This is a genomic window from Fructilactobacillus lindneri DSM 20690 = JCM 11027, assembly GCF_002907375.1.
Lineage (GTDB): Bacteria > Bacillota > Bacilli > Lactobacillales > Lactobacillaceae > Fructilactobacillus > Fructilactobacillus lindneri.
Window position 1 is genome coordinate 493,252 of sequence record NZ_MIYK01000001.1, and the last position, 22,562, is coordinate 515,813.

The 22,562-nt window shown below is 32.5% G+C and carries 26 protein-coding genes; 4 read left to right on the plus strand and 22 right to left on the minus strand.

Going from position 1 to position 22,562, the window contains the following annotated elements; translation table 11 throughout:
• Positions 1-14: 14 nt before the first annotated feature.
• Together BHU33_RS02565 and rnz are read right to left on the minus strand one after the other, a co-directional pair.
• Positions 15-383 (minus strand): lipopolysaccharide assembly protein LapA domain-containing protein, encoded by a 369-nt coding sequence (locus tag BHU33_RS02565; protein WP_054646876.1) that lies wholly within the window; start codon positions 381-383, stop codon positions 15-17.
• A 1-nt stretch (position 384) separates the two neighbouring features.
• Complete coding sequence (rnz, locus tag BHU33_RS02570) at positions 385-1,326, minus strand: ribonuclease Z (protein ID WP_054646875.1); 942 nt, start codon at positions 1,324-1,326, stop codon at positions 385-387.
• A 95-nt stretch (positions 1,327-1,421) separates the two neighbouring features.
• Between rnz and BHU33_RS02575 the strand changes: the two genes are divergently transcribed.
• On the plus strand, positions 1,422-1,709 hold the full coding sequence (locus BHU33_RS02575; RefSeq protein ID WP_054646874.1) for a hypothetical protein: 288 nt from the start codon (positions 1,422-1,424) through the stop codon (positions 1,707-1,709).
• 33 nt (positions 1,710-1,742) lie between these two features.
• Here the strand turns inward: BHU33_RS02575 and obgE are convergent, their stop codons facing one another.
• Complete coding sequence (obgE, locus tag BHU33_RS02580) at positions 1,743-3,050, minus strand: GTPase ObgE (protein WP_054646873.1); 1,308 nt, start codon at positions 3,048-3,050, stop codon at positions 1,743-1,745.
• Positions 3,051-3,070: 20 nt separating this feature from the next.
• Positions 3,071-4,879 carry an excinuclease ABC subunit UvrC gene (gene uvrC / locus BHU33_RS02585; RefSeq protein WP_054646872.1) on the minus strand — a complete coding sequence of 603 codons (1,809 nt, stop codon included), beginning with the start codon at positions 4,877-4,879 and terminating at the stop codon, positions 3,071-3,073.
• Positions 4,880-5,001: 122 nt separating this feature from the next.
• Between uvrC and BHU33_RS07500 the strand changes: the two genes are divergently transcribed.
• Positions 5,002-5,175 carry an SPJ_0845 family protein gene (locus BHU33_RS07500; RefSeq protein ID WP_156405620.1) on the plus strand — a complete coding sequence of 58 codons (174 nt, stop codon included), beginning with the start codon at positions 5,002-5,004 and terminating at the stop codon, positions 5,173-5,175.
• Positions 5,176-5,209: 34 nt separating this feature from the next.
• On the opposite strand, the gene yihA is transcribed toward BHU33_RS07500, so the two are convergent.
• From yihA to rpsO, 7 genes are all read right to left on the minus strand, one after another.
• Positions 5,210-5,797: a ribosome biogenesis GTP-binding protein YihA/YsxC gene (yihA, locus tag BHU33_RS02590; RefSeq protein ID WP_054646871.1), complete on the minus strand. Its 588-nt coding sequence runs from the start codon at positions 5,795-5,797 to the stop codon at positions 5,210-5,212.
• 20 nt (positions 5,798-5,817) lie between these two features.
• Positions 5,818-7,107: an ATP-dependent Clp protease ATP-binding subunit ClpX gene (clpX, locus tag BHU33_RS02595; protein WP_054646870.1), complete on the minus strand. Its 1,290-nt coding sequence runs from the start codon at positions 7,105-7,107 to the stop codon at positions 5,818-5,820.
• Between the two features lie 151 nt (positions 7,108-7,258).
• Positions 7,259-8,581: a trigger factor gene (gene tig, locus BHU33_RS02600; protein ID WP_054646869.1), complete on the minus strand. Its 1,323-nt coding sequence runs from the start codon at positions 8,579-8,581 to the stop codon at positions 7,259-7,261.
• A gap of 154 nt (positions 8,582-8,735) precedes the next feature.
• The gene (gene tuf / locus BHU33_RS02605) at positions 8,736-9,923 is read right to left on the minus strand and encodes an elongation factor Tu (RefSeq protein WP_054646868.1); all 1,188 of its coding nucleotides are present in this window, start codon (positions 9,921-9,923) and stop codon (positions 8,736-8,738) included.
• Between the two features lie 172 nt (positions 9,924-10,095).
• Positions 10,096-11,001: a hypothetical protein gene (locus BHU33_RS02610; RefSeq protein ID WP_054646867.1), complete on the minus strand. Its 906-nt coding sequence runs from the start codon at positions 10,999-11,001 to the stop codon at positions 10,096-10,098.
• Between the two features lie 55 nt (positions 11,002-11,056).
• A complete protein-coding gene (locus BHU33_RS02615) occupies positions 11,057-12,766 on the minus strand; it encodes a ribonuclease J (protein WP_056997537.1) in 1,710 nt (569 codons plus the stop codon).
• Positions 12,767-12,923: 157 nt separating this feature from the next.
• Positions 12,924-13,193: a 30S ribosomal protein S15 gene (gene rpsO, locus BHU33_RS02620; RefSeq protein ID WP_054646866.1), complete on the minus strand. Its 270-nt coding sequence runs from the start codon at positions 13,191-13,193 to the stop codon at positions 12,924-12,926.
• A gap of 230 nt (positions 13,194-13,423) precedes the next feature.
• Between rpsO and rpsT the strand changes: the two genes are divergently transcribed.
• Positions 13,424-13,681: a 30S ribosomal protein S20 gene (gene rpsT, locus BHU33_RS02625; protein WP_054646865.1), complete on the plus strand. Its 258-nt coding sequence runs from the start codon at positions 13,424-13,426 to the stop codon at positions 13,679-13,681.
• 19 nt (positions 13,682-13,700) lie between these two features.
• Here rpsT and holA read toward each other — a convergent pair whose 3' ends face one another.
• Together holA and BHU33_RS02635 are read right to left on the minus strand one after the other, a co-directional pair.
• Positions 13,701-14,729 carry a DNA polymerase III subunit delta gene (holA, locus tag BHU33_RS02630; protein ID WP_054646864.1) on the minus strand — a complete coding sequence of 343 codons (1,029 nt, stop codon included), beginning with the start codon at positions 14,727-14,729 and terminating at the stop codon, positions 13,701-13,703.
• Complete coding sequence (locus BHU33_RS02635; RefSeq protein ID WP_056997536.1) at positions 14,716-15,291, minus strand: ComEC/Rec2 family competence protein; 576 nt, start codon at positions 15,289-15,291, stop codon at positions 14,716-14,718. Before BHU33_RS02635 ends, holA begins: the two co-directional genes overlap by 14 nt.
• Before the next feature lie 194 nt (positions 15,292-15,485).
• Here BHU33_RS02635 and BHU33_RS07695 point away from each other — a divergent pair, with 194 nt between their 5' ends.
• Positions 15,486-15,611 (plus strand): hypothetical protein, encoded by a 126-nt coding sequence (locus BHU33_RS07695; RefSeq protein ID WP_263850552.1) that lies wholly within the window; start codon positions 15,486-15,488, stop codon positions 15,609-15,611.
• A 63-nt stretch (positions 15,612-15,674) separates the two neighbouring features.
• On the opposite strand, the gene BHU33_RS02640 is transcribed toward BHU33_RS07695, so the two are convergent.
• The 9 genes from BHU33_RS02640 to BHU33_RS02680 form a co-directional block, all read right to left on the minus strand.
• Positions 15,675-16,799, minus strand: coding sequence for a GH25 family lysozyme (locus BHU33_RS02640; protein ID WP_054646913.1), 1,125 nt, complete (start codon positions 16,797-16,799; stop codon positions 15,675-15,677).
• Between the two features lie 16 nt (positions 16,800-16,815).
• Positions 16,816-17,067: a phage holin gene (locus tag BHU33_RS02645; RefSeq protein WP_054646914.1), complete on the minus strand. Its 252-nt coding sequence runs from the start codon at positions 17,065-17,067 to the stop codon at positions 16,816-16,818.
• Complete coding sequence (locus BHU33_RS02650) at positions 17,042-17,335, minus strand: hypothetical protein (protein WP_054646915.1); 294 nt, start codon at positions 17,333-17,335, stop codon at positions 17,042-17,044. The genes BHU33_RS02645 and BHU33_RS02650 overlap by 26 nt, the downstream gene beginning before the upstream one ends.
• Before the next feature lie 181 nt (positions 17,336-17,516).
• Complete coding sequence (locus tag BHU33_RS02655; RefSeq protein WP_054646916.1) at positions 17,517-17,972, minus strand: hypothetical protein; 456 nt, start codon at positions 17,970-17,972, stop codon at positions 17,517-17,519.
• 10 nt (positions 17,973-17,982) lie between these two features.
• Positions 17,983-18,420 (minus strand): hypothetical protein, encoded by a 438-nt coding sequence (locus tag BHU33_RS02660; protein ID WP_054646917.1) that lies wholly within the window; start codon positions 18,418-18,420, stop codon positions 17,983-17,985.
• 17 nt (positions 18,421-18,437) lie between these two features.
• Positions 18,438-19,022, minus strand: a complete 585-nt coding sequence (locus BHU33_RS02665) for a pyocin knob domain-containing protein (protein WP_054646918.1) — start codon at positions 19,020-19,022, stop codon at positions 18,438-18,440.
• Positions 19,023-19,024: 2 nt separating this feature from the next.
• On the minus strand, positions 19,025-19,558 hold the full coding sequence (locus BHU33_RS02670) for a hypothetical protein (RefSeq protein ID WP_054646919.1): 534 nt from the start codon (positions 19,556-19,558) through the stop codon (positions 19,025-19,027).
• Between the two features lie 13 nt (positions 19,559-19,571).
• Entirely contained in the window at positions 19,572-21,323 is a 1,752-nt protein-coding gene (locus BHU33_RS02675; protein ID WP_056997535.1) for a phage tail protein, read from the minus strand.
• Positions 21,323-22,552, minus strand: a complete 1,230-nt coding sequence (locus BHU33_RS02680) for a hypothetical protein (RefSeq protein WP_054646923.1) — start codon at positions 22,550-22,552, stop codon at positions 21,323-21,325. Before BHU33_RS02680 ends, BHU33_RS02675 begins: the two co-directional genes overlap by 1 nt.
• Between the last annotated feature and the right edge of the window lie 10 nt (positions 22,553-22,562).

The following is a 22,562-nucleotide window of genomic DNA, read 5'->3' on the forward strand; positions in this document are numbered from 1 at the left end:
CCTTCTTTCAAGTTTTAATTTTGAGTTTTATGGTCTGTATCATTCTTTTGTGAAATATTTTGTTCCTGGTCAAGATGTTGTTTTTCACCACTAACAGCAATATTCTTTAACTTATTGTTTAATTCTTGAATTTCACCTTGCAAGCTATCAATCTTTTTTTGACTTTCTTTCATTTTACGATTAGCTTTAACAGAATTAACTGAGGAAAATAAGAAGATAATTAAAGCACCTAATAACATCATAATTAGAAGTACTAAAATCAACGGTAATTTAACTGTTGCAAAACCAAAGTTAATAGCAGTATCTTCCATATTTAACAATACAAAGATAGTCATGATAATTACAAGAATAATCCCTGTAATTATTGTAAATTGTTTTTTCATTTTATTTCTCCTCTTCTTTTTTAAATGGAATATCAATCAAATCAAAATCTTTTACTACTTTTGTATTAGGAAAAATTTCACGAGCCTGTTTTTGTAATTCACGAGCCATTTTAGCAGTATAACGGGCAGAAATGTGAGTCAACAATAATTTTTGTATATCAGCAGCATTAGCTAAATTAGCTGCCTGTACATTAGTAGAATGATAATAATTTCGGGCTAACTTAGATTCTCCCTTTCCAAAAGTACTTTCATGAACCAATACATCGGCATGTTTTGCTAATTCTTTAATACTAGCAGTTTTTCTAGTATCACCCAAAACAGTTACAACGCGTCCTTTTTGCGGCGAACCAATATAATTCTTACCTAAAATATGCCTTCCGTCAGGTAAAGTAACTTCTTTTTCTTGCTTTAATTGACCGTAAATTGGCCCAGCTGGAATATTATCCTCTTTTAACTTTTCAACCATTAACTCACCAGGATGATCATGTTCAATAACTCGATAACCCCAGCATTCAATTTGATGATCAAGTCGGTCAGCAATTACCGTAAATTTTTTTCCTTTATAAATAATGCCAGGATTAGTTAATTCAACATAATTTATTTTATAGGAAAGTTTGGTTTGCGATACCCGCAATGATGTTTGCACAAAATCCTTGATTCCTTTTGGACCATAAATTGTCAATTGGTCATTTCCACCTTGAAATGACCGGCTGGACAATAAACCAGGCAGTCCAAAAATATGATCACCATGCAAATGAGTAATAAATATCTTATCAATTTTACGTGGTTTTAGCGTTGATCGTAAAATTTGTTGCTGGGTACCTTCACCACAATCAAAAAGCCAAACTTGATTAATCTCATCTAATAGTCTCAATGCCACACTGGAAACATTTCTAAACTTACCGGGAACTCCTGCTCCGGTTCCAAAAAACTCTAATTGCATATTATTTACCGTTCCTTTTAGGAAGCTTTAAATTATTTTAATCGTACAACCTACTATATAATTAATTGTAGCATATCACAAACATAGAAAAGCAGGTGATTAACATTAAACTAAATGAATTTAAGGTTTCTTCAGCAGATTTAAATCATAAAAATTTATTATTCTTTGAATTCGCTGAAAAAATAAAGCCAATAACTAACATTAAAATCAATTCAGACAAAATAATTCTTATTAGCCAAAAAGATAAAAACTCCTTAAATCTTCAAGAATTTATTGCCATAACTAAAGACATAAACGAAAATCATTCATTTTTTATAGAAAATCCACATATTACTAAAATTTTTGGTTATCGTATTAATAAAAATAGGATTATTTTTGGTTAAAAAAGTAGTTAACAATTGTTAACTACTTTTTTGTTAATTTACATAGTTAAAAGTAAAGTCCAAAATTTGAACTAAATCTCCATCTTTAGCACCAGCTTCTCTTAAAGCATCATCAATGCCCATCCCTCTCATTTGTCGAGCAAAACGCATCATACTCTGGGTATGTTCAGTGTTTGTCATTTGAAATAATCGTTCAATTCGTTGACCAGATATAATCCAAGTCCCATCTTCATCACGATTGATACTAAATGGTTTTTCTATTTCATCAGCATCATAAACAACACCATCTTGACCTTTAATATCCAATTTATCATCAACCAATGGGAATTTTGGTGTTTTTTCCAATAAGTCACTAGTATCGTGAATTAATTGGTCCAAACCTTGATGAGTAACCGAAGAAATTGGGTCAATTTTAATGGCAAGCTGATCATCATGTTTGGCTAATTCTTTTTTGAATAAAGCTAAATTTGCCTCTGAATCTGGCATATCCATCTTTGTAGCTACAATTATTTGAGGTCTTTCCAATAAAGATTCATCAAAGTTTTCTAATTCTTTATTTATTTTTTGATAATCTTCATAAGGATCTTTTCCTTCTATTCCGCTCATATCAACTAAATGTAAAATTACCCTTGTTCTTTGAATATGACGAAGAAATTCGAATCCCAATCCAACTCCTTGAGAGGCCCCTTCGATTAATCCAGGAAGATCAGCAATCACAAAATCATTTCCATCATCATTTCTAACAATTCCCAAGTTTGGTACCAAAGTCGTAAAATGATATTGGGCAACTTTAGGTTTTGAACTAGTAATTGTACTTAATAATGTTGATTTTCCTGCAGAAGGAAATCCAACTAACCCAACATCTGCTAACAAACGTAATTGTAAATTAACTTCTAATTCACCGCCTGGTTCCCCATTTTCAGCAATTTCAGGAGCTGAGTTTTTAGCAGTCGCAAAATGGACATTCCCACGTCCTCCACGTCCACCTTTGGCAATCACAACCGTATCACCTGGTTTAGTTAAATCTGCGATTGGTTGATTAGTTTCATTATTTAAAATTGTAGTACCTTCTGGAACATTAATAACTAAATCGTCAGCACTTGCTCCTGTCATTTTTTTGTTACCACCATTACCACCATTTTCGGCTTTAAATAACTTTTTATATTTAAAATCCATCAATGTACTCATACCAGAATCAACTTTAAAAACTACATTACCTCCACGACCACCATCACCACCTGATGGGCCCCCATTAGGAACGTATTTTTCTCGCCGAAATCCTACCATTCCGTCTCCACCTTTACCGGCTTTAACTTTAAATTTTACTTGATCTACAAACATATTTTCTCCGTTCTAATTTACTACATTTTTCTCATCCTAGCTACTGGTTTGGAGTTTTGAAAAGTATATTTAATTGTTTGAGCAACATTTTTAGGAATGCCAAGTTCTTGAATTTCTTCCACTTTTGCTTCCTCAATATTTTTCATTGACCCAAAGCTTCGCAACAATTTATTACGAGTTTTAGGTCCAACTCCTTTAATACTATCCAATCTAGATGTCATAGAATTTTTGCTGTGCAAATCATGGTGAAAACTAATTGCAAAACGATGGACTTCATCCTGAATTCTTTGCACAAGATAAAACGACTGACTTTGTGGATTTAAATCAACATGATTATCATTATCACCGAACAATAAATCAGCCGTTTTATGTTTATTATTTTTTACCATTCCAGCAACTGGGATATCCAAACCCAATTCATTTTCAAGTACATCTTTGACAGCATTCATTTGGATTTCTCCACCATCCATTAAAATTAAATCGGGCATTTCAGCATGCTCTTTTAATAATCGTGTATAGCGTCTGCGAATTACTTCTCTAGTACTAGCAGCCTCATCTGCATGATCAACTGTTTTTAACTTATATTTACGATATTTTTTGTTGTTTGGCTTACCATCTTCAAAAACTACCATTGCTGAAACTAAATCAGCACCATCAATATGAGAATGATCAAATGCTTCTATCCGATTCAACTTTTTCAAATTTAATGCTTTACTAAGCTCATCCATTGCTCCAACAGTTTTTCTGTGATTCATTTCAATCAATCTGAACTTCTCATCAAGAACATATTGGGCATTTTCTTTTGCCATTTTTAACAATGCTTTTTTTTGTCCTCTAATTGGAGTCCTTGCTGGGATACCAGTAAGTTCAGTTATCACACTAGCATCAATGGATTCTGGCACTAATATCTCTCGTGGCTTGATTTGATCTTTTTGATCATAAAACTGCACAATAAAATTTGTCATTTCTTCTTCAGGGGTACTCAAAATGGGAAATAGTCTTTTAACTCGTTTCATCAAGCGTGCTTGACGAATATAAAAAACCTGAATTGACAACCAACCTTTGTCTGCATAAAAATTAAAAACATCTCGTTGAGTATAATCATGTGAGATGATTTTTTGTTTTTCCACAGTTGCCTGAATATAATTTAATTGATCGCGAAGCTCAGCAGCTCTTTCATACTCCATATTATCAGAAGCCACATTCATTCGCTCTTTAATTAGTTTCTTTGCAGCTGAGACGTTCCCATTTAAAAATGATTTTATCTTTTTTATTTGCTCATCGTATTCAGACTTGGGAACCTCTTTAAAACAAGCACCCAGGCATTGATTCATATGGTAATAAAGACAGGCTCGCCCTTGATAACCATGACATCTGCGTAGAGGATACATTTTTTGTAAGAATTTTAATGTCTCATCAGCTGCATAAACATTAGGATAAGGACCATAATAAAAAGCACCATCCTTTTTAACATAACTCGTAACCATCATTTGTGGATCTTTTTCATTAGTGATTTTAATGTATGGATATCCACCATTTCCATTTTTTAAACGTACATTATAATAAGGTCGATATTTTTGAATTAAGGTAATTTCAAGTAAAAACGCTTCTTTATCAGTAGCTGTAATAATAGTTTCGTAATCAGCAATATTTTTAACTAATTTAGCTCTTCGACCATATTGTTTACTTTTAAAATAAGATCGAACCCGATTTTTCAAGTTTTTAGATTTACCAACATAAATGACTTTACCTTTATCATCTTTCATAATGTAAACGCCTGGTTTTTCAGGTAAAAGTTTTAATTTATCTTCGATATGTTTAGATGCCATTATCAAGTCCCCTCCTTTCTAATATTCCACTATTTAAATTATAATTAATTTACGCATTATTGTATAACCAAATGACATTCAAATAATTTTTTGCTATGATGAGAAACAAAGGAGTGAATATAATGGGATTACACATTAATAAGCAAGCTGATTTAGATGAAATGCTCAACAAATTTGCTAAAATCAATCCAAAAAATAATCAACGCAGTGATTTTATGAAAAAAGATAATATTGATGATCAAGATATAGAAACTAAAAAAAGAAATAAATTTTTGAAACGAAATGAAAAAAAGTAAACACAAAATCAGCTGTTATTAACAGCTGATTTTTTTATGCTTTAATTTTATCTTCAATCCAATTCCAAATTTCATCTTTACCAACTTTTGTTTTAGCAGAAAACATTACTAATTTTTCATTATCTTGCAGTTCTAACTTATTCTGTAACATTTCTTTTTGTTGTTTCAATTTACTCTTGGGCAACTTATCTACTTTTGTAGCAACATAAAGAACAGGAATATTATAATAATCTAACCAATCTCGCATTTGAATGTCATAATCACTTGGTTCGTGACGACCATCAATTAAATTAACAACTCCACGAAGTTTGGTTCGTTGTGTTAAATATGTTTCAATCATTTCAGCCCATTTTTCACGTTCCTGTTTTGAAACACGAGCATATCCATATCCAGGAACATCTACAAAATATAATTGGTGATTAACATCGTAAAAATTCAAAGTTTGGGTTTTTCCTGGCTGTCCAGATGTGTGAGCATAATCTCTTCGATTAAAAAGTACATTTGTTAAAGAAGACTTACCAACATTTGAACGTCCCAAAAAACCAATTTCAGGATAACCAGTGTTAGGGTATTGTTTAGGATCAACTGCACTCATCACTAATTCGACATCATTTACTTTCATTTTTATTCTCCGTTCAAGGACTATTTAACTTCTTTTTTTAAGATTAAACGTGGTTCGCTATGATTTTCCACTGTATCTTTAGTAATTATGACTTCAGAAACATCACCACGACTAGGAAGTTGATACATAGTGTCTCGCATTACGTTTTCAATGATTGAACGCAAACCACGAGCACCAGTGTTTCTACTAATTGCTTCTTTAGCCATCATTCGTAATGCTTCTTTGTCAAAAGTTAATTTAACCCCTTCAAGAGCCAATAATTTTTGATATTGTTTAACCAGAGCATTTTTAGGTTCTGTTAAAATTTTGACTAAGTCTTCTTCATCCAATTTGTTTAATGCAGTCAAGATAGGTAATCTCCCAATAAATTCAGGAATTAAACCAAACTTCATCAAATCTTCTGGAATTACTTGTTGCATCAGGTTCTCTTCATTTATTTTAACGGTATCATGGTGCTTTGATCCAAATCCAATTGTTTGATCACCTAACCGTTGTTTAACAATATCTTGAATGCCAGGAAAGGCTCCACCAACAATAAACAAAATATTCTTTGTATCAATTTTAATAAAATCTTGTTGGGGATTCTTGCGACCACCCTTTGGAGGTACATTAGCAATCGTTCCTTCTAAAATTTTAAGCAATGATTGCTGGACACCTTCTCCAGAAACGTCACGCGTAATTGATACATTTTCACTTTTTTTAGCAATTTTATCAATTTCATCGATGTAAATAATTCCCTTTTCAGCTCGATTAACATCGTAATCAGCATTTTGCAACAATTTCAACAGAATATTTTCAACATCTTCACCAACATATCCTGCTTCCGTTAAAGTAGTAGCATCAGCAATTGCAAAAGGCACATTAATAATCTTAGCTAAAGTTTGTGCGATATATGTTTTACCAGAACCAGTTGATCCAATCATACAGATATTACTTTTTTGAATCTCTGTTTCTGCTTCTAAATCGTTATAAGCTTTTTCATCGCCATTAGTATCTTCTTTTTCGTGATTAGCCAACTCTTTGATTCTCATATAATGATTATAAACAGCAACTGCTAAAGTTTTTTTAGCTTCGTCTTGCCCAATTACATATTGGTTAAGACGGTCGACTATTTCTTTAGGAGTTAACACATTGATTTCACCAGTAACATCTTGTTTTTTTATTTCATCCTCAATAATTTGTTTACATAAATCAATACATTCATTACAAATGTAAACTCCTGGACCAGCCACAATTTTTTTTACTTGATCTTGTGATTTGCCACAAAACGAACATGTCACCACTTCATTTGTATCGTTATCATCAAACATTTAAAAATTCTCCTCTTTCTTTATCTAAGCCGCTTTTTGCCTTCCAAAACTATAACATAAAGAAAAAATGTTTCAAAAGAGTTAGTTTGACACAAAAAGGGTCTACAACAATCAACGTTGAATAGACCCTTTTCTAAAACTTAATTAAGTTTTATTTATCTTCTTTTTCTTCATTATCTGAATTAGATGTCGATTTTGCGACTTGTTTGGCATTGTCAACAACAACATCAACAGCTTTGCGAATTCCAATATCATGTTTCAACATATCATCAGACAAAGCCCCACGAACAGCTTCTTCTTTCATGCCATATTGGTCAGCAAGATTTTTAACTTCTTGGTTAACTTCATCTTCTGAAGGATCAGTTTTTTCAGCTTTAACAATTGCTTCAAGTACTAAGCTAGTTTTAACACGATTATCAGCACCAGCTGCAAATTGTTTCTTCAAATCATCTTCTGAAGTTCCAGTCATTTTAAAGTACATATCGGCTGGAATACCTTGTTGTTGAATACCAGCAAGGTATTGATCCATTTGACGTTGGATATCTTCATCAAGCATAGCTTGTGGAATATCTTTAACTGTTGCATTGTTAGTAGCTTCTTCAATCGCATCAGTTTGAATAGTATCGTTAGCTGTTGCTTCCTTTTGTTCTTTAAGTTCTTTTTTAATCTTATCTTTTAATTCATCAAGGGTATCAACATCTTCATCAACATCCTTAGCGAAGTCATCATCAAGTTTTGGTAATTGTTTTTCTTTAACTTCATGAATTTTTGTTTCAAAAAGGGCTTCTTTACCAGCTAAATCTTTTTGTTGGTAATCCTTCGGGAAAGTAACTTTAACATCTACATCATCACCAGCTTTATGACCAATTAATTGATCTTCAAAACCTGGGATAAATGACCCTGATCCTAATTCAAGAGAATAGTTAGTAGCTTTACCACCATCAAAATGTTTGCCATCAACAGAACCATCAAAATCAATAATTACTGTATCACCCTTTTTAGCAGGACGATCAACTAATACCAATTCAGCTTGAGATTGACGCATTGAATCTAACTTTGCATCAACATCTTTTTTGTAAACTCGTGTGTTTTGCTTTGGAACAGTAACACCTTTGTATTTACCTAATTTTACATCAGGTTTAACACTAACATCAGCTTTTAATACCCATGGCTTACCTTTTTCCATAGACTCAACACTAATTTGTGGTTGACCCACTGGTTCAATTTTAGAATCTGCCACTGCAGCAGCATAAGCTTCTGGAAGTAGAATATTTAATGCATCTTGGTATAATGCTTCTTCACCATACATTTGATCAAACACTTGTCTAGAAACTTTTCCTTTACGGAAGCCAGGAACTTTAATGTTTTTCTTATTCTTATTAAAGGCTTTATCTAAACCTTCTTTAATTTTATCAAGGTCAATTTCAAATTTTAATTCACCTTTATTTAAATCTTTTTTTACCCAATCTGACATTTTAATTCCTCCAACATGAAAAAGACTAAAACTTTTTCAAGTAATAATATACTTAACTTATTTTAACGTATGATTAATAAAATGTAAACATTTTGAATTAAAAGCAAAACAAAAAAGAATCGAAGACAAAGTCTTCAATCCTTTTTTTAAATTATTAATCGTCGATTTCAGTAACAGTACCGGCACCAACAGTGTGACCACCTTCACGAATAGTGAATTTAGTACCTTTTTCGATGGCAACTGGTTTAGTTAATTCAACGTGGAATGTAACGTTATCACCAGGCATAACCATTTCAGTACCTTTATCTAATTCAATAACACCAGTAACATCGGTAGTATGGAAGTAGAATTGTGGACGGTAATTTGAGAAGAATGGAGTATGACGTCCACCTTCTTCTTTAGTCATGATATAAACTTCAGCAGTGAACTTCTTGTGAGTTTCAACTGAACCAGGAGCTGCAAGAACTTGTCCACGAACAACTTGTTCACGGTTAAGTCCACGAAGTAATGCACCAACGTTATCTCCAGCTTCACCCTTATCAAGAGTTTTTCTGAACATTTCAAGACCAGTAACAGTAGTCTTCAAAACATCAGGAACTAATCCAACTACTTCAACTTCATCACCAACAGTAACAGTACCACGATCGATACGTCCAGAAGCAACAGTACCACGACCAGTAATCGTAAATACGTCTTCGATAGGCATCAAGAATGGTTTGTTTTCGTCACGTTCTGGAGTTGGAATGTATTCATCAACTGTATCCATCAACTTCATGATTTGGTCTTCAGCATCTTTATCACCTTGAAGTGCTTTTAAAGCTGAACCACGAATAACAGGAATATTATCACCATCGTAACCATATTCTGATAATAAATCACGAACTTCCATTTCAACTAAATCAATTAATTCATCATCATCAACCATATCAGTCTTGTTTAAGAAAACAACGATATGATCAACACCAACTTGTTTAGCTAACAAAATGTGTTCACGAGTTTGTGGCATAGGACCATCAGTTGCGGCAACAACTAAGATAGCACCATCCATTTGAGCGGCACCAGTAATCATGTTTTTAACGTAATCAGCATGTCCTGGAGCATCAATATGTGCGTAGTGACGTTTTTCTGTTTCGTATTCAACGTGAGCAGTGTTGATAGTAATACCACGTTCTTTTTCTTCTGGAGCAGCATCGATATCAGCGAAGTCTTCAGCTTTTGCCAAACCCTTTTCTGATAAAACCTTTGTAATTGCTGCAGTTAAAGTAGTCTTCCCGTGGTCAATATGGCCAATTGTACCAATATTAACGTGGGGCTTTGTTCTTTCGTAATGTTCTTTTGCCATTATGAAACCCTCCTATTATTTTCGTAAGACGTTCTTTGGTGGAATACCAAAGTATCTTTATAAATTATTATACTACATTTCTTTAAAATATAAAATACGTTCCATCCAAAGAATTCACTAATTTATTATATATATTGAATTTTAATTTGTAAATACTTAAGCCCTATTTTTATTAATTCATTATAGAAGCCATCATTTCATTAACTTTAGTCAACCAAATAGAAGCATTAGTATCATTTGCATTTTCTGTTTTATTTACACCCAAAACACCATTTTCAATTTCTTTTAGCCACAAATGAACATTATCAATTGTCTTGTCAATAAATGGATACAAATTTTGCAAATCCAAATTTATAATTAATTTTAATTGTTCAAACTTAATTGGATCAGTTTGTTCATATTTACTTTTTAATAATTTCATCATTTTTTGATAACTAACAGTATCTTGTGTATCAGTTGTTTCAACAGGATTTATTTTATATATCTTATTATCAATCCAAAGAAACTTAACTGATTGTTGATATCTTAATCTCATTAAATTATTTAAAAGTTGAATTCGCCAAATCGGATGAACATCTTCATCAACTATATTAACTATCGTACCTTTTACATATTCATGATACGGTAACTGCTCGGCGTGTTGAATGATTTGTTGCTGTTTTTGTGGAGTAAAGGCGCCAAGATGCATAAATTCACGTGAATTTTCATGAATTGTGTCTGACTGATTTTGCTGATATTTAGTTTCATCAGCTTTAATTCGTTGTAAAAAATCATTCTGTTCTTGTTTTGATAATCCATTTGCAATTATCCGCAAATCAATATAACGATGATTCTTCAATAATACTTTACATAAAAAATTAGGATCATTAACTAAAAAAAAGTCAAAATTATCATCAATCAAACGACCAGCTTCAACATACTTTTTTTCATTATATAAAGATTTACCTAATAACCTAACCACATTTGCTTGATCCACTTCATCATACAAGTTCAATAAAATATCAGTAGATAATTTGAAATTTTGGGATTCAATTGCATTTTGTGCTTTTTTGAATTCCTCTAATTGATTTTCATTCATTATTTTCACCTTGAAACAATAAAAGAACTGAGCTTAACTCAATTCTTTTGACAGCTTAATTTTTCTTTTTATTATTTTTAAATTTTCGATGATGCTGATTCACTTCCATGATAACCGGAAGAATAACTGGACGACGATCAGTCTTTTTGTACAAAAATGTGCTTAATTTTTCACGCACATCTTGCTTTAAATGTCCCCAATCAAAATCCTTATTATCTAAATTATTTTGTACTGTTTTTTCGACTAAATCAGAAGCCTCTTTTAATAAAGGTTTATTTGATTCATCATAAACAAAACCACGGGAAGTAACTTTAGGCTTTTCAATAATCTTCTTTTTCTTACGATCAATCGTTACCACAGCAATAAATACGCCATCTTGTGATAGAACACTTCTATCCCGCAACACAATATTTCCAATATCTCCAACCCCAATACCATCTATCATAGTATCAGAAGCCGAAACAGATTGGGCAAGCAACATATCATCACCGCTAAATTCAATCACATCACCCTTTGCAGGAATAATAATATTAGTAGATGGGAAACCAGTGGCAATTGCAGCATCTTTGGTAGCTTGTAGTTGTCGATATTCTCCCTGAACCGGAATTAAGTATTCAGGGGTTAACAAACTAAGCATCAATTGGATGTCACTACGACTCGCATCACTAGATAAATTAAGAGCACTGTCTAAACTTACTACTGTTCCATCAGCTTTATAAACTGAATCTCTAGTTTTAGCCCAGGCATTATCCATTGAACGCATCGGAGCAGTAGCCAATAATACTAAATCACCACTCTCAATTTTAACTTGTGGGTTCTTTTTACTAGCCATTCGTTTCAAAGATCTCATAGCATCCCCTGGTTGACCAACATGTAAAATAATCACTTGAGAAGGATCTAATTTTTTTAAATCAGCAGTTGAATTTACAAACACATTATCATCAGGGAGTGTGATTTTACCATCTTTAATTGATGCATCAATTATATCCTTAGACTTATCATTAGCAAAGAAAATTCTTCGACCTGTCTGATTGGCGGCATTAATAATTTCTTGTAATCGCAAAATATGGTCTGAAAGACAAGTTACAATCATTCTTCCATTTTGAAAATCAAAAGTATCCACTAAATAGTTACGAACCTTTTGTTCTTCATCAATTTTTCCAATATTTTCAGCATTACGTGAATCACAAAGCAATGCTAAAACTTTATTTTTACCAATCGCTGAAATTCCAGCGTAATCAGTCTGATATTGTTTGGGGACCGTTTGATCAAATCTAAAATCACCAGTATAAACTACACTCCCCAACTCCGTGCTGATAGAAATACCGACAGCATCAGGAATGGAATGAGTTACACCAAAGAAACTGACAGTTCCATCATCAAAGACAATTTCACTTTCATCATTAATAACATGGAAATCATCAAATTTAGCAGATTTTTTATCTTTTGCTGCTATCTGCTTTGCTAATTTAATAGTTAACTGGGTTCCAAAAACAGGAACATTAAATTCACTTAGAAAGTATGGAAGTGCTCCAATGGAATCTAAATGACCAGAGGTTAAAAAAACTCCAACAATTTTGTTTTGATTTTCTCTTAAATAAGAAAAATCTGGAATAACATAATCAATTCCTAGCATTTCATCTAATGGAAATTTAGAACCACAGTCTAAAATAAAGATGCTATTATTATTAATCTCAATAGCAAATAAATCTTTACCTTCTTCTCGCACTCCTCCTAGAGGAATGACTTTTACATTTTTTTTCATTTTAATACACCTCAAAATTACAAATTATTTTTCTTTATGAAGATTAATCTTCAATCCGTCCCAATATAACTTGTAACTAAGTGTAACATAATTATCGAATAATTTGTTTCAAAAAAAGATGAAACAATTAAAATTGTCTCATCTTTTTTATTTAATCTTAACGACGTAAGCCTAATTCTTTAATTAATTCACGGTAACTTTGAACATCTTTTTTACGAAGATACCCTAATAAATTACGACGGTGACCAATTTTTTTCATGAGTCCACGTTGAGAATGAAAATCCTTCTTGTGAGTCTTCATGTGATCATTGATTTCATTGATATCTGCAGTTAATACAGCAATTTGTACTTCTGTAGAACCAGTGTCACCTTCATGCTTAGCGTATTTATTAATAATGTCTGTTTTTTGTTCTTTAGTTAATGCCATTATTATTCCACCTTTCTATTCTTATTTATTCCCCAATCTGGGTACTGCGTCAGTGACTCGCAAAACCAAGATTAAGGTACAACATTTAATATACCTTATTTGACCTCGTTTAACAAGTCTAAATGATATATCTAGTTAGTATTGCAATTAGAGTGGCTCTTTTGTATAATTAAGACCGTTAAAACTGTGGAATTATTGAATTTATTTCACTACGTGGAGGTGAACATATTATGCCAGTTATTAAATCAGCTATCGAACGTATGAAGACAAATGAAATCGTTCGTAAAAGAAACGCTTCTGAAAAAAATGAAATGAGAAGTGCTATTAAGAGATTTGAAAAAGCTAGTGCAGATGGTGCTAAAGATGTTGAAAAGATTTATCGTGATGCAATTGATGCAATTGACCACTCTAAATCAAAAGGTCTAATCAAAACCAACAGTGCTAACCGTAAAAAGTCACACTTAGCTAAGATTAAGAACACATTATAAAAATAAAAAGAACTCGATTTTAAATCGAGTTCTTTTTTTGACTAAATTTAATTGAAAACATTTCAAAAAGCAGTTCTGGATTCTCTTGACTGCTTTTTAGTTTGCATTCAATTTGAACTAATTCTAAATATGCAGCTTGCAAATAATCTACTGTAAATGATTCAACAGATTGATATGCAAGTTTTACCCGATATGGATGAATTTTTAAAGACTTAGCAATCATAGTTGCACTATATCCATGGTCTTTTAGAATCTTAACCTGCAATAACAACCTAAACTGACTTTCTAAAATTGCATTAATTTTAATTGAATCTTGTTTTTGTTCAAGTAGTTCATGATAAAACTGAATTGCTTGGGTTGTCTTGCCTTTCATCAAATAATTAACCAATGAAAAAACATTTTGATTAATTGATTTAGCAACTAACAGATCAACAATATTTAAATCAATTTTCTTTTCTTTATTAGAATAAATCATGACTTTATTTAATTCATTAATCATTTTAGAAAGGTCACCTTGAGTTCTTGAAAACAGCTCATTAAGTGCATCATTACTAATTTGATAATGTTTATTGTCAATATATTGTTTTACAAAGTTAATAATTTCTCGTTCGGAAAAATCATTCAAGTTAATCACAGTACTATTTTTTTTTAATTTTTTAGTAATTTTTTTTCGACCATCCAATTTGGAATAAGGTGCAAAAATTAACAAAACAGTATTATTAGAAATATTATCTAAATATCGTTCTAGTTCATTAATGTTATGCTTTATTTTACTTTTATTACGCATTCCAGTTAAAAAAAACGCATTCTTAATAATCACCACACGACGATTACCAAAAAATGGCATTGATGAGGCATCATTAATTGCTTCTGATAATGGAACATCATCCATGTCATAAGTAGCAAAATTCATAGTTCGTTCTTCTTGTGGAATGATTTCTTTAAGTTGATTGATAATTTGATTTTCCCAATAATCATTTCCCCCAACTACTAAATAAACAGAACTTGGATTTTTAGAAATAGACTCGACTTCATCAACTATTGACATTTTTTTGATCCTTCCATTTGGTATTGAATTCACCGTTATCATTTGATGAATATTTATACGTTATCATTCCATTCTTTTGGGTACTAATTGTTTTGATTTTATTATTTTTCATTGTTTCTAAGGTTTCATCATTAGGATGACCATAACGATTGTTTCTTCCTGCAGAAATAATTCCAATTTTTGGTTTAATTGCTGCAATGAAGTTAGGGTCAGAAGCAGTTTTACTCCCATGATGACCCAATTTTATTATATCTACTTTCATGTGGGGAAATTTTTTTAAAACTTTCAACTCTTCATCTCGGGTCAAATCCCCTGTAAAAAGCCAGTTTTTTTCGTTAATTCTACCAAATAAAACCATTGAGTCTTCATTTTTACCCAATCCTTTTATAAAAGGATGAACAACTTGAAGCGGTGTGTTGAAAATATTATTGCCATCTTTCACTTCAATTAATTTAAATTTGTGCATAAATGGTTTGATTTTTTTCATAAAGTGTTGATTATGACTCATTCCCCAGGGAATATATACATTATCAACTTGCATATCTTTTAAATAAGCCGGCAAATCACCAATATGATCGGCGTTTAGACTAACATTTTTATAAGTTTTTATAGTCTTTCTCTTCCATAGAATAGAACTATTTATGTAATTTATATTTTTATAGACGTTTATATTTTATCGCAAAGTGTGGTAGTTTTTGTGGTAATTAAAAAAATATGGGAATTTTTACGTATATATCTATATATGGAGGTGAGAAAATGATTATAAAAGATTTTAAGGACTTTTATGTAATTGTAACAGATACCAAAGATTTCATCGTTAAAAAAGAAAATTGCACGATTGATGTACGTGAAGAAGCAACCGGAGAACATAAATATTTATAACAATAAAAAATGCAAAACAAAAAGCCCCACTATCTTTAATTAGATAGTGAGGCTTAATTTGTATTAACGATAATAATGAATAACTTGACCAGGATAAATACGAGTGTTCATTCCATGTTTGAACACAGATGTATTGTTAGCAATTATGGTAGCCATTCGGTCACCTAGTTTAGAACTAATTCCACTCAAAGTATCACCAGACTTAATTACGTAATTATACTGCTTCAGCTTATTAGATACATGGTTGTTATTAACTAGTAACTTCTGACCAGGATAAATGGTGTGGTTTAGATTACCACCAAAAACATTAGGATTGTTTAATACGATGGTCCAATCTTTATCACCAGTTTTACGACTAATACTGGTTAAGGTATCTCCGCTTTGAACTGTGTATGTTATTGGATTCCATTTGTTAGCAACTGGTTTATTATCAGTTTTAACTGGTTGTGGTTCAGCAATTGGTTCATTTGCTGGATTGTCATTGGTGTTTTTGGTATATCCATTATCAGTAATGCCAGTTAAATCAACATCTAAGTCTCGTGGGCTATCATTGAATTGCCACATTGCTACACCGTTCATGCTAGGGAAGCAATTATAATCTGGCTGATTACCCGAACGTTGATACCCAGCAATCCAAAGTGAGTTAGGAAATTCTTTAAGAACCTCATCTACATTGATGTGAGCTTGAAGGTATGGTTTATAAGAATAAAGCATAGGAGTAAATCCTGCTTGTTTAACCAACTGCATAGCATAGATGACGTTAGCAGTGTTAGCTTCCTTATCTCCAGTTGCACCAGCTTCGTAATCAATAGCCACAATTGAACCATATGGAGTTTTAATTTCACTTAAAAAGTGATCAAGTGCTGCTTTAGTTTGAGTTTGATTAGCTCCAGTTTCAAGCCAAATGTAATTATGCATGTGATAATTCATTGCTTGACCTTGATAAATCTGATTGCTATAAGGAGCTTGCTCGTATGTCCAACCATGAACAGAACCGCCTACTTGAGCAAATGAAAACTTATCATCGCCAGAATTATTAGTTAATTGCGGTTGGTACTTAGCGACGTCAGTTCCCAGATCTCCTTTAGCAGCATGCACTGGTTGATTAATTGCTAAACCAACTCCAACCATTCCAGCAACAATTGCTAACGGCAGAAAACTATCTTTGAGTGCTTTTTTAGCGTCCATTTAATTAGTTATCTCCTTATTTGTTATCAGAATTGAAATCATATACAAGACCTAGCATCGCTCCAATTGTTAACAGAGTATTAATTACTCCCATAAGTTGGTCAGAATGTACTGAAATATTAACGTTGAAAATGGCTAGAACTTGTTGAATTAGAACGATTGCTAGCATAGAAACACTAACAACTAGTCCGCCGTTAACTTTTCCATCTTCATTGATTAAAGCTGTCTTTTTCAAAAAATTTTTAATTGCTTTTAACATATTTTTCACGCGTATCCTTCCAAACTTCTAATGAAGTTAATCGTTTATCTTGATCAGTAAGACGAGCACCCAAACCGTCAATTTCTTGAGCATTCTCACGTGAATCATGTCTTGCGCGTTCGCCTAAACTTGAAATCTTATGTCCCAAGTCTTTGATTGCGTCGTTAAGTGGCTTTAAGATGATGTAGCGGAACATCGTTAGAATTCCACCAGCAATAACTGCTATAAGAGCTACTAACGCTCCCCAGTCTTCAATACTGAAGCCAGCAAATGTCATTTCATCGCTCTCCTTTCTTTCCAAAATAAAAACAACAGCTAATTATTAGTTGTTGTTATCGGTGATGTTAATTCGTTATATTGCTCTTGCGTTAGATTGCCATTATTTAAGTACCAGTAATAATCTTGGTTAATGCCTAAATCGTGGTAATACTTAATGATGTCGTACGTAGGAAATTGCATTATTTAGTTACCCCACTTTCAGTATTTGAATTGCTTTCAGAAGTAGAAACACTTTCTGAAACTGATTGAGATTGTGATTGACTAGTTAATGGATTACTGTCAATTGGACTTTGTGAACTAGAAGTTGACTGATCATTGCTTTTTTTAATTTCTTGCATTTGAGCTTGTAACTCATTAATTGAAGCTCCATACATCGCAACCGCTTGAATTGTTTTAGCGGATATTTGTTGCTGCATAGCAAGTTGTTTTTGTAGTTCCCCATCATCGTCTTTAGATGCCTGTTCTTGCGGCTTAACTAACTCTCCGTTTAAATATTTGTAGTCAAAAAAATTAGCTCTGAAGTTTTCAATATCTTCATCGCTAATTTCTAATTTTGGAAAATTATAACCTGATGGCTGGAATCTTGAAAATCCAGCAATACTTCCATCTTCTTGTACGTAAATATACAGTTCCATTTGTATCCTCCTATTCTCCATCTAGTGGAATAGCTGCGTTAATTGAAAAGACCATTTTGTTGACGCAATTCCATTGGGTAACATTTCCATCAGTTCCTAATGACAATAAACGGTTCCATGTACTATCGGTAGCATTCCAAGCATAAAGAATGGTTTCAGCAACTCTCCCAGCAATTCCTGGAATTGTAAAAAAGATATCGTTTTTTGGATCTTCGGCTAAAGTACCGCCTCCGACGATGTAAAGAATGTTATTTTGAATCCGCCACTTAATTGAAGAACCCGGTCCCAACTGAATGTTAGTAGTAACTCCGCTCCAGCTTGATGTTGCGCCATTCAAATCATCGCTAGTTACAAAGTTTGGTGTATCGTCAATCATCTTCCATGCAGTTCTAAAGTAAAGTGCATTTCCCGTATCCGTATTTCTTGCAGTTACATAATCAATTGCCATTTATTTTCTCCTTTATTTTACTTGCTCAATTCCTTTGGGTCGCTCAAAATTCTCCATTCTGACCAAGTAGCGGGGACTCCACTAAGACCTCTTATATAAACTTTCGAGTTATCAACCGTTGTGATAAAGATTTGAGTAATATCAGTTTGTCCGTTACCGCTATTGAGAACTATTAATGTTCCTACTTTACTATCAGTATCATTTGTTGGTGCATTTTTAAGAATAGTATCACTATACTTACGATAATAAGTACCGTTCTTTTTAAAGTTATTAAGGTCATCAGTATCTAGGAGTTGTTGATTAAAAGTTGGTAAACTTTCTTTTAACGTTGCAACAATTGAATCTGCATAAGCTTTTGAATTAGTTGTTGATTGAGTTAATTGATTGGTAGTCACATAATCTTCTAAATCTTTTTTGGTTAAGAAATTATTTTGATAATTTTTATCAAATTTTTTCCCAGTTAAGTTTTCAACAACTGCTTTGATGGATGTTAACTCTTTTTCTAAACCAATTACTCCTTTAATAGAGGTTTGTGGAAAAACTTGCTTTTTTGTTCCATCTTTTTTCTTAACTATCCATGGGCTTATATCAAAAAGACTCATTTTTAATCACTCCCAACTTTTTCAATTCCAATATTTTTGACATCAATTGTTTCAATTCCAAACGGAATTTCATCATCTTCAACATTATGTTCAACATCAATAGAAATGGGACTATTTGGACTATCTAAGCCTTCAATAAACAATGAACTACCATCTAAATCAACAGATCCAACTACATTACCAACAGTCCCAGCATTCTCTTCCAAATTGTCTAACCGTTCTTTTAATGTGGTAAATATAATCCCGTCTAAACTCATTCTGGCATTCTTAACTTCAGAATCTTGAGTTAGTCCGCTGATGGTTTGATTTAATTCATTGCTTAATGTTTCCATTTGGTTTTTGGTTAAGTTCACTTCAGCGGAATATTCGTTCAAAATTACGCCAATTCTTTCGCCAAATCGTGCAATTCCTTCACGAACATCAAGACCATAGCCTTTAGTACGAACCCATTTAGCAAATTCTAAAATTAATCCATCGACCATCGACAAGTCATTTGGATCTGATTCTTTAATGTGTGAGTAATCATAATTTGCCATTTATTTCCTCCTTTTAAACAAAAATTTCATTGTAAGAATAACTAGCATCAATTTTATTTCCATTCCAACTGTCAGTAAATTGCCATGCGTCAGCATTAGCGGGTTTAGCATTACTATAATTAGCTATCCACCTGTATTTACCTTGGCTATCAAAGCTACTAGTAAACCAACTCGAAGAAGCATAGTCACAAGTATTCGTGTAGCCAGCTGCGATCAAAACATCATAGAATTGCTTCAGTTGATTAGTTAACTCTGCTTTATTAGTAGTTAATGTGCTATTGCTAGTATTTTCAATGTCAGCAATTACCAGAACATTTTTATCAACATTATTAGCTTGTAGATTTTTCAAGAAATAGTTAGCTTCATTAACTGGATCACCATGGAACAGATGATAAGTACCAATAAACTTCAGCCCAGCATTAATTGCGTTTTCTTTGTGGCTTCCAAACAATGGATTAGTGTATCCAGTTCCTTCGGTAAGCTTACAGATAATGCCTTTAACGCCTTGATTTAAGTAATCTTTGAACTGGTTAACACTAATATCACCATTGTTACTTGATGTATCAACGAATAGATTACCTGGTTGCCAGTCAAGGGTTGATTCGTCACCTTTTTTCTTGCTTGGGTCAACGGAAACATTTTGGTCTTTAATTTTGGCAGCTAAACTATCACTAATTAATTGATTTCGCTTAGCTAAATCAGCATACAATTTATTTCTAATGCTGTTGTTGTAATCAAAAATAGTCTTTGCCACACTATTTAAAGTAACTTGATTTGGTGTGTTTTTATCCCATGGGTACCACGTATAGGAAACTACTTCAACATCTGTAGATAGTCCATTTTCGTGAATATCCAAATGAACTTTATCACCAGGAATAGGAGATTGATTAAAAGTAGTTGTAATTTCAATTGTTAACGGTGGATCAGTAACTAATTGAGTAATTACATAACGTTTCATCGCTTCCACATCAGTGAAACGATCATCACTAATTGTTGCAATTTCTCTTGGTATTCCATGTGTCCATTTTTCAACAGATGCGTTATCTGTATATAAAAATGGTGGAAAATAATATTCAGTTGGAGTGTTATCATCGGCACCATCAGGCTTATCTTTAGCTTTACCAATGCAATAAACTTGGTTAGTCACTGCACTAACATCGTAAGTTAACTTAACTTCAGATGAATTATACATATGTCCCAAACGATTACCGTGTGATTGTACAAATTTGTCATGTTGATAAATTACAATGTGCTTATTGTTTGGGAAAACAATTGCATCTGGCCATATTTCAACAATCTTAGACAAAGTATCTCGACCGCTCATATTTCCTAAATTTTCTATTTGTTGTCCTTGAAAATCTCCAACAACTTCCCAAGTAAAGTTATATGGATTGTCTTTAAAGACAAAGTCCATAATTGACTGTGGAGTATAAGTAAGTACCCCATTTTTAACTTCCCTTTGCCTAAACCATTGGCATTCGTTGAATATGTGAGTAGCAACCACAGTCTTATTAGCTCGACCAATTGGGTGATCTTCAACTGCTGAATTGACTAAAAATTGTTGTCCTTGAAAAGTAATTATTGAACTTGGAGTCAGAAGATTATATGCTTCAGTCCCGTAATCTAGCATTACAAATTGTATTTGATAAGTTGAATTTTCTTCCCATTGTATATAAAAAGAGCTAGCTATAACGCTTGAACGTTCAATAGTAGCTCTATCTTTTTCATTTGGAAAATTTCCTTTAAAAATCATTTCTGTGTCCACTAATACATCACCTCAGTTCCAAGTGATGTATTTGATTTAATTGGTAGAAAATATTCTTTGGGATTGGGTACTCCATCATAATCAACTACCTGTGGATAATCAGTAATGTTTAATTTAATAATCTTATTATTTACAGATAATTGACGTAGGCCAACTTTTTCAGGTGCCCAATAAACGATTTTATCAACACAATTGTCTTTACTATATCTGAATGCGTAGATGTCATCATAAACGTTATCATGAGAGTCAACTTCAATCTTTTCTTGAATAGTATATCCATTTAATTCATTGACTAGGTCCATAGTCATTTTACCAACCAAATTCAAACTACAATCATCGTTTTCGATTGAATAACTATCACCCAAATCGCAATAAATTCCAATGATTGAAAAACCTAAATAATCTTGAATGATAGTTTGACGGGCTGTATATTTAGCAGCTTCTGCCATACTGAAATATCCTTGATTATGGTCACCACTTGAAGTATCTCTTGAATATCCATATTCATTAGATACTAATGGAAGACCAGCTACTGTTCCTTCATGTAATTCAAGCATGATTTCTGGCTGTCCATTATTATGATTGTGATAAACATAAGGATGAGAAATGCCACCTAAAGCTCTTCTAAAAAGACCTTGTCGAATAGCTTGACGTGTGATATCTGACCCCTCGTCAGCAACACTTGTTATACAAGAATAAGGAACATTCAAAGGATTTTTATCAAATTCGAAAGTTTCATCAATAAACCATTTCGAAAAATTTACCCATGAACTAATTACTCTTGGATTGTGTCTTTCATTGAAAGGTGCCCAAAAAACATTATCTGGTTCATTAAGATTAGCCCAAATAATTCCTTGATTAGAAAACGTTTGAACAAATTTACTAAAATATTGTTTAATTTGTTCAAGTTGATTTTGGTTGAAATTGCACCATGTTTCAGTGTTCAAATATCCATTGTTTTGGCCATTAAAATTTATCATTGGCTTCATTCCATATTTTTTACAAATATCCAAAGCAACTTGTGTTTTTTCGATTTCATTGTCAAAAATTGGATCACCATCGCTTTTTGTTAAATAAAACCAAGTCCCAATATTTACATATTTAAATCCAACTTTACTCATTGCAGCTATTGATTTTTCAAAATATTTACGATACTTCCAAGAATTGATTAACATTTTTTCAGATAACGGTCGATTTGCAACTAGATCAGCTTTGGTACTAAATACCACATAAACACCC

Coding starts and splice junctions, on each gene's coding strand:
- BHU33_RS02565 (WP_054646876.1), bottom strand. CDS start 383: ATGAAAAAACAATTTACAATAATTACAGGGATTATTCTTGTAATTATC.
- rnz (WP_054646875.1), bottom strand. CDS start 1,326: ATGCAATTAGAGTTTTTTGGAACCGGAGCAGGAGTTCCCGGTAAGTTT.
- obgE (WP_054646873.1), bottom strand. CDS start 3,050: ATGTTTGTAGATCAAGTAAAATTTAAAGTTAAAGCCGGTAAAGGTGGA.
- uvrC (WP_054646872.1), bottom strand. CDS start 4,879: ATGGCATCTAAACATATCGAAGATAAATTAAAACTTTTACCTGAAAAA.
- BHU33_RS07500 (WP_156405620.1), top strand. CDS start 5,002: ATGGGATTACACATTAATAAGCAAGCTGATTTAGATGAAATGCTCAAC.
- yihA (WP_054646871.1), bottom strand. CDS start 5,797: ATGAAAGTAAATGATGTCGAATTAGTGATGAGTGCAGTTGATCCTAAA.
- clpX (WP_054646870.1), bottom strand. CDS start 7,107: ATGTTTGATGATAACGATACAAATGAAGTGGTGACATGTTCGTTTTGT.
- tig (WP_054646869.1), bottom strand. CDS start 8,581: ATGTCAGATTGGGTAAAAAAAGATTTAAATAAAGGTGAATTAAAATTT.
- tuf (WP_054646868.1), bottom strand. CDS start 9,923: ATGGCAAAAGAACATTACGAAAGAACAAAGCCCCACGTTAATATTGGT.
- BHU33_RS02610 (WP_054646867.1), bottom strand. CDS start 11,001: ATGAATGAAAATCAATTAGAGGAATTCAAAAAAGCACAAAATGCAATT.
- BHU33_RS02615 (WP_056997537.1), bottom strand. CDS start 12,766: ATGAAAAAAAATGTAAAAGTCATTCCTCTAGGAGGAGTGCGAGAAGAA.
- rpsO (WP_054646866.1), bottom strand. CDS start 13,193: ATGGCATTAACTAAAGAACAAAAAACAGACATTATTAATAAATACGCT.
- rpsT (WP_054646865.1), top strand. CDS start 13,424: ATGCCAGTTATTAAATCAGCTATCGAACGTATGAAGACAAATGAAATC.
- holA (WP_054646864.1), bottom strand. CDS start 14,729: ATGTCAATAGTTGATGAAGTCGAGTCTATTTCTAAAAATCCAAGTTCT.
- BHU33_RS07695 (WP_263850552.1), top strand. CDS start 15,486: ATGATTATAAAAGATTTTAAGGACTTTTATGTAATTGTAACAGATACC.
- BHU33_RS02640 (WP_054646913.1), bottom strand. CDS start 16,799: ATGGACGCTAAAAAAGCACTCAAAGATAGTTTTCTGCCGTTAGCAATT.
- BHU33_RS02650 (WP_054646915.1), bottom strand. CDS start 17,335: ATGACATTTGCTGGCTTCAGTATTGAAGACTGGGGAGCGTTAGTAGCT.
- BHU33_RS02655 (WP_054646916.1), bottom strand. CDS start 17,972: ATGGAACTGTATATTTACGTACAAGAAGATGGAAGTATTGCTGGATTT.
- BHU33_RS02660 (WP_054646917.1), bottom strand. CDS start 18,420: ATGGCAATTGATTATGTAACTGCAAGAAATACGGATACGGGAAATGCA.
- BHU33_RS02665 (WP_054646918.1), bottom strand. CDS start 19,022: ATGAGTCTTTTTGATATAAGCCCATGGATAGTTAAGAAAAAAGATGGA.
- BHU33_RS02670 (WP_054646919.1), bottom strand. CDS start 19,558: ATGGCAAATTATGATTACTCACACATTAAAGAATCAGATCCAAATGAC.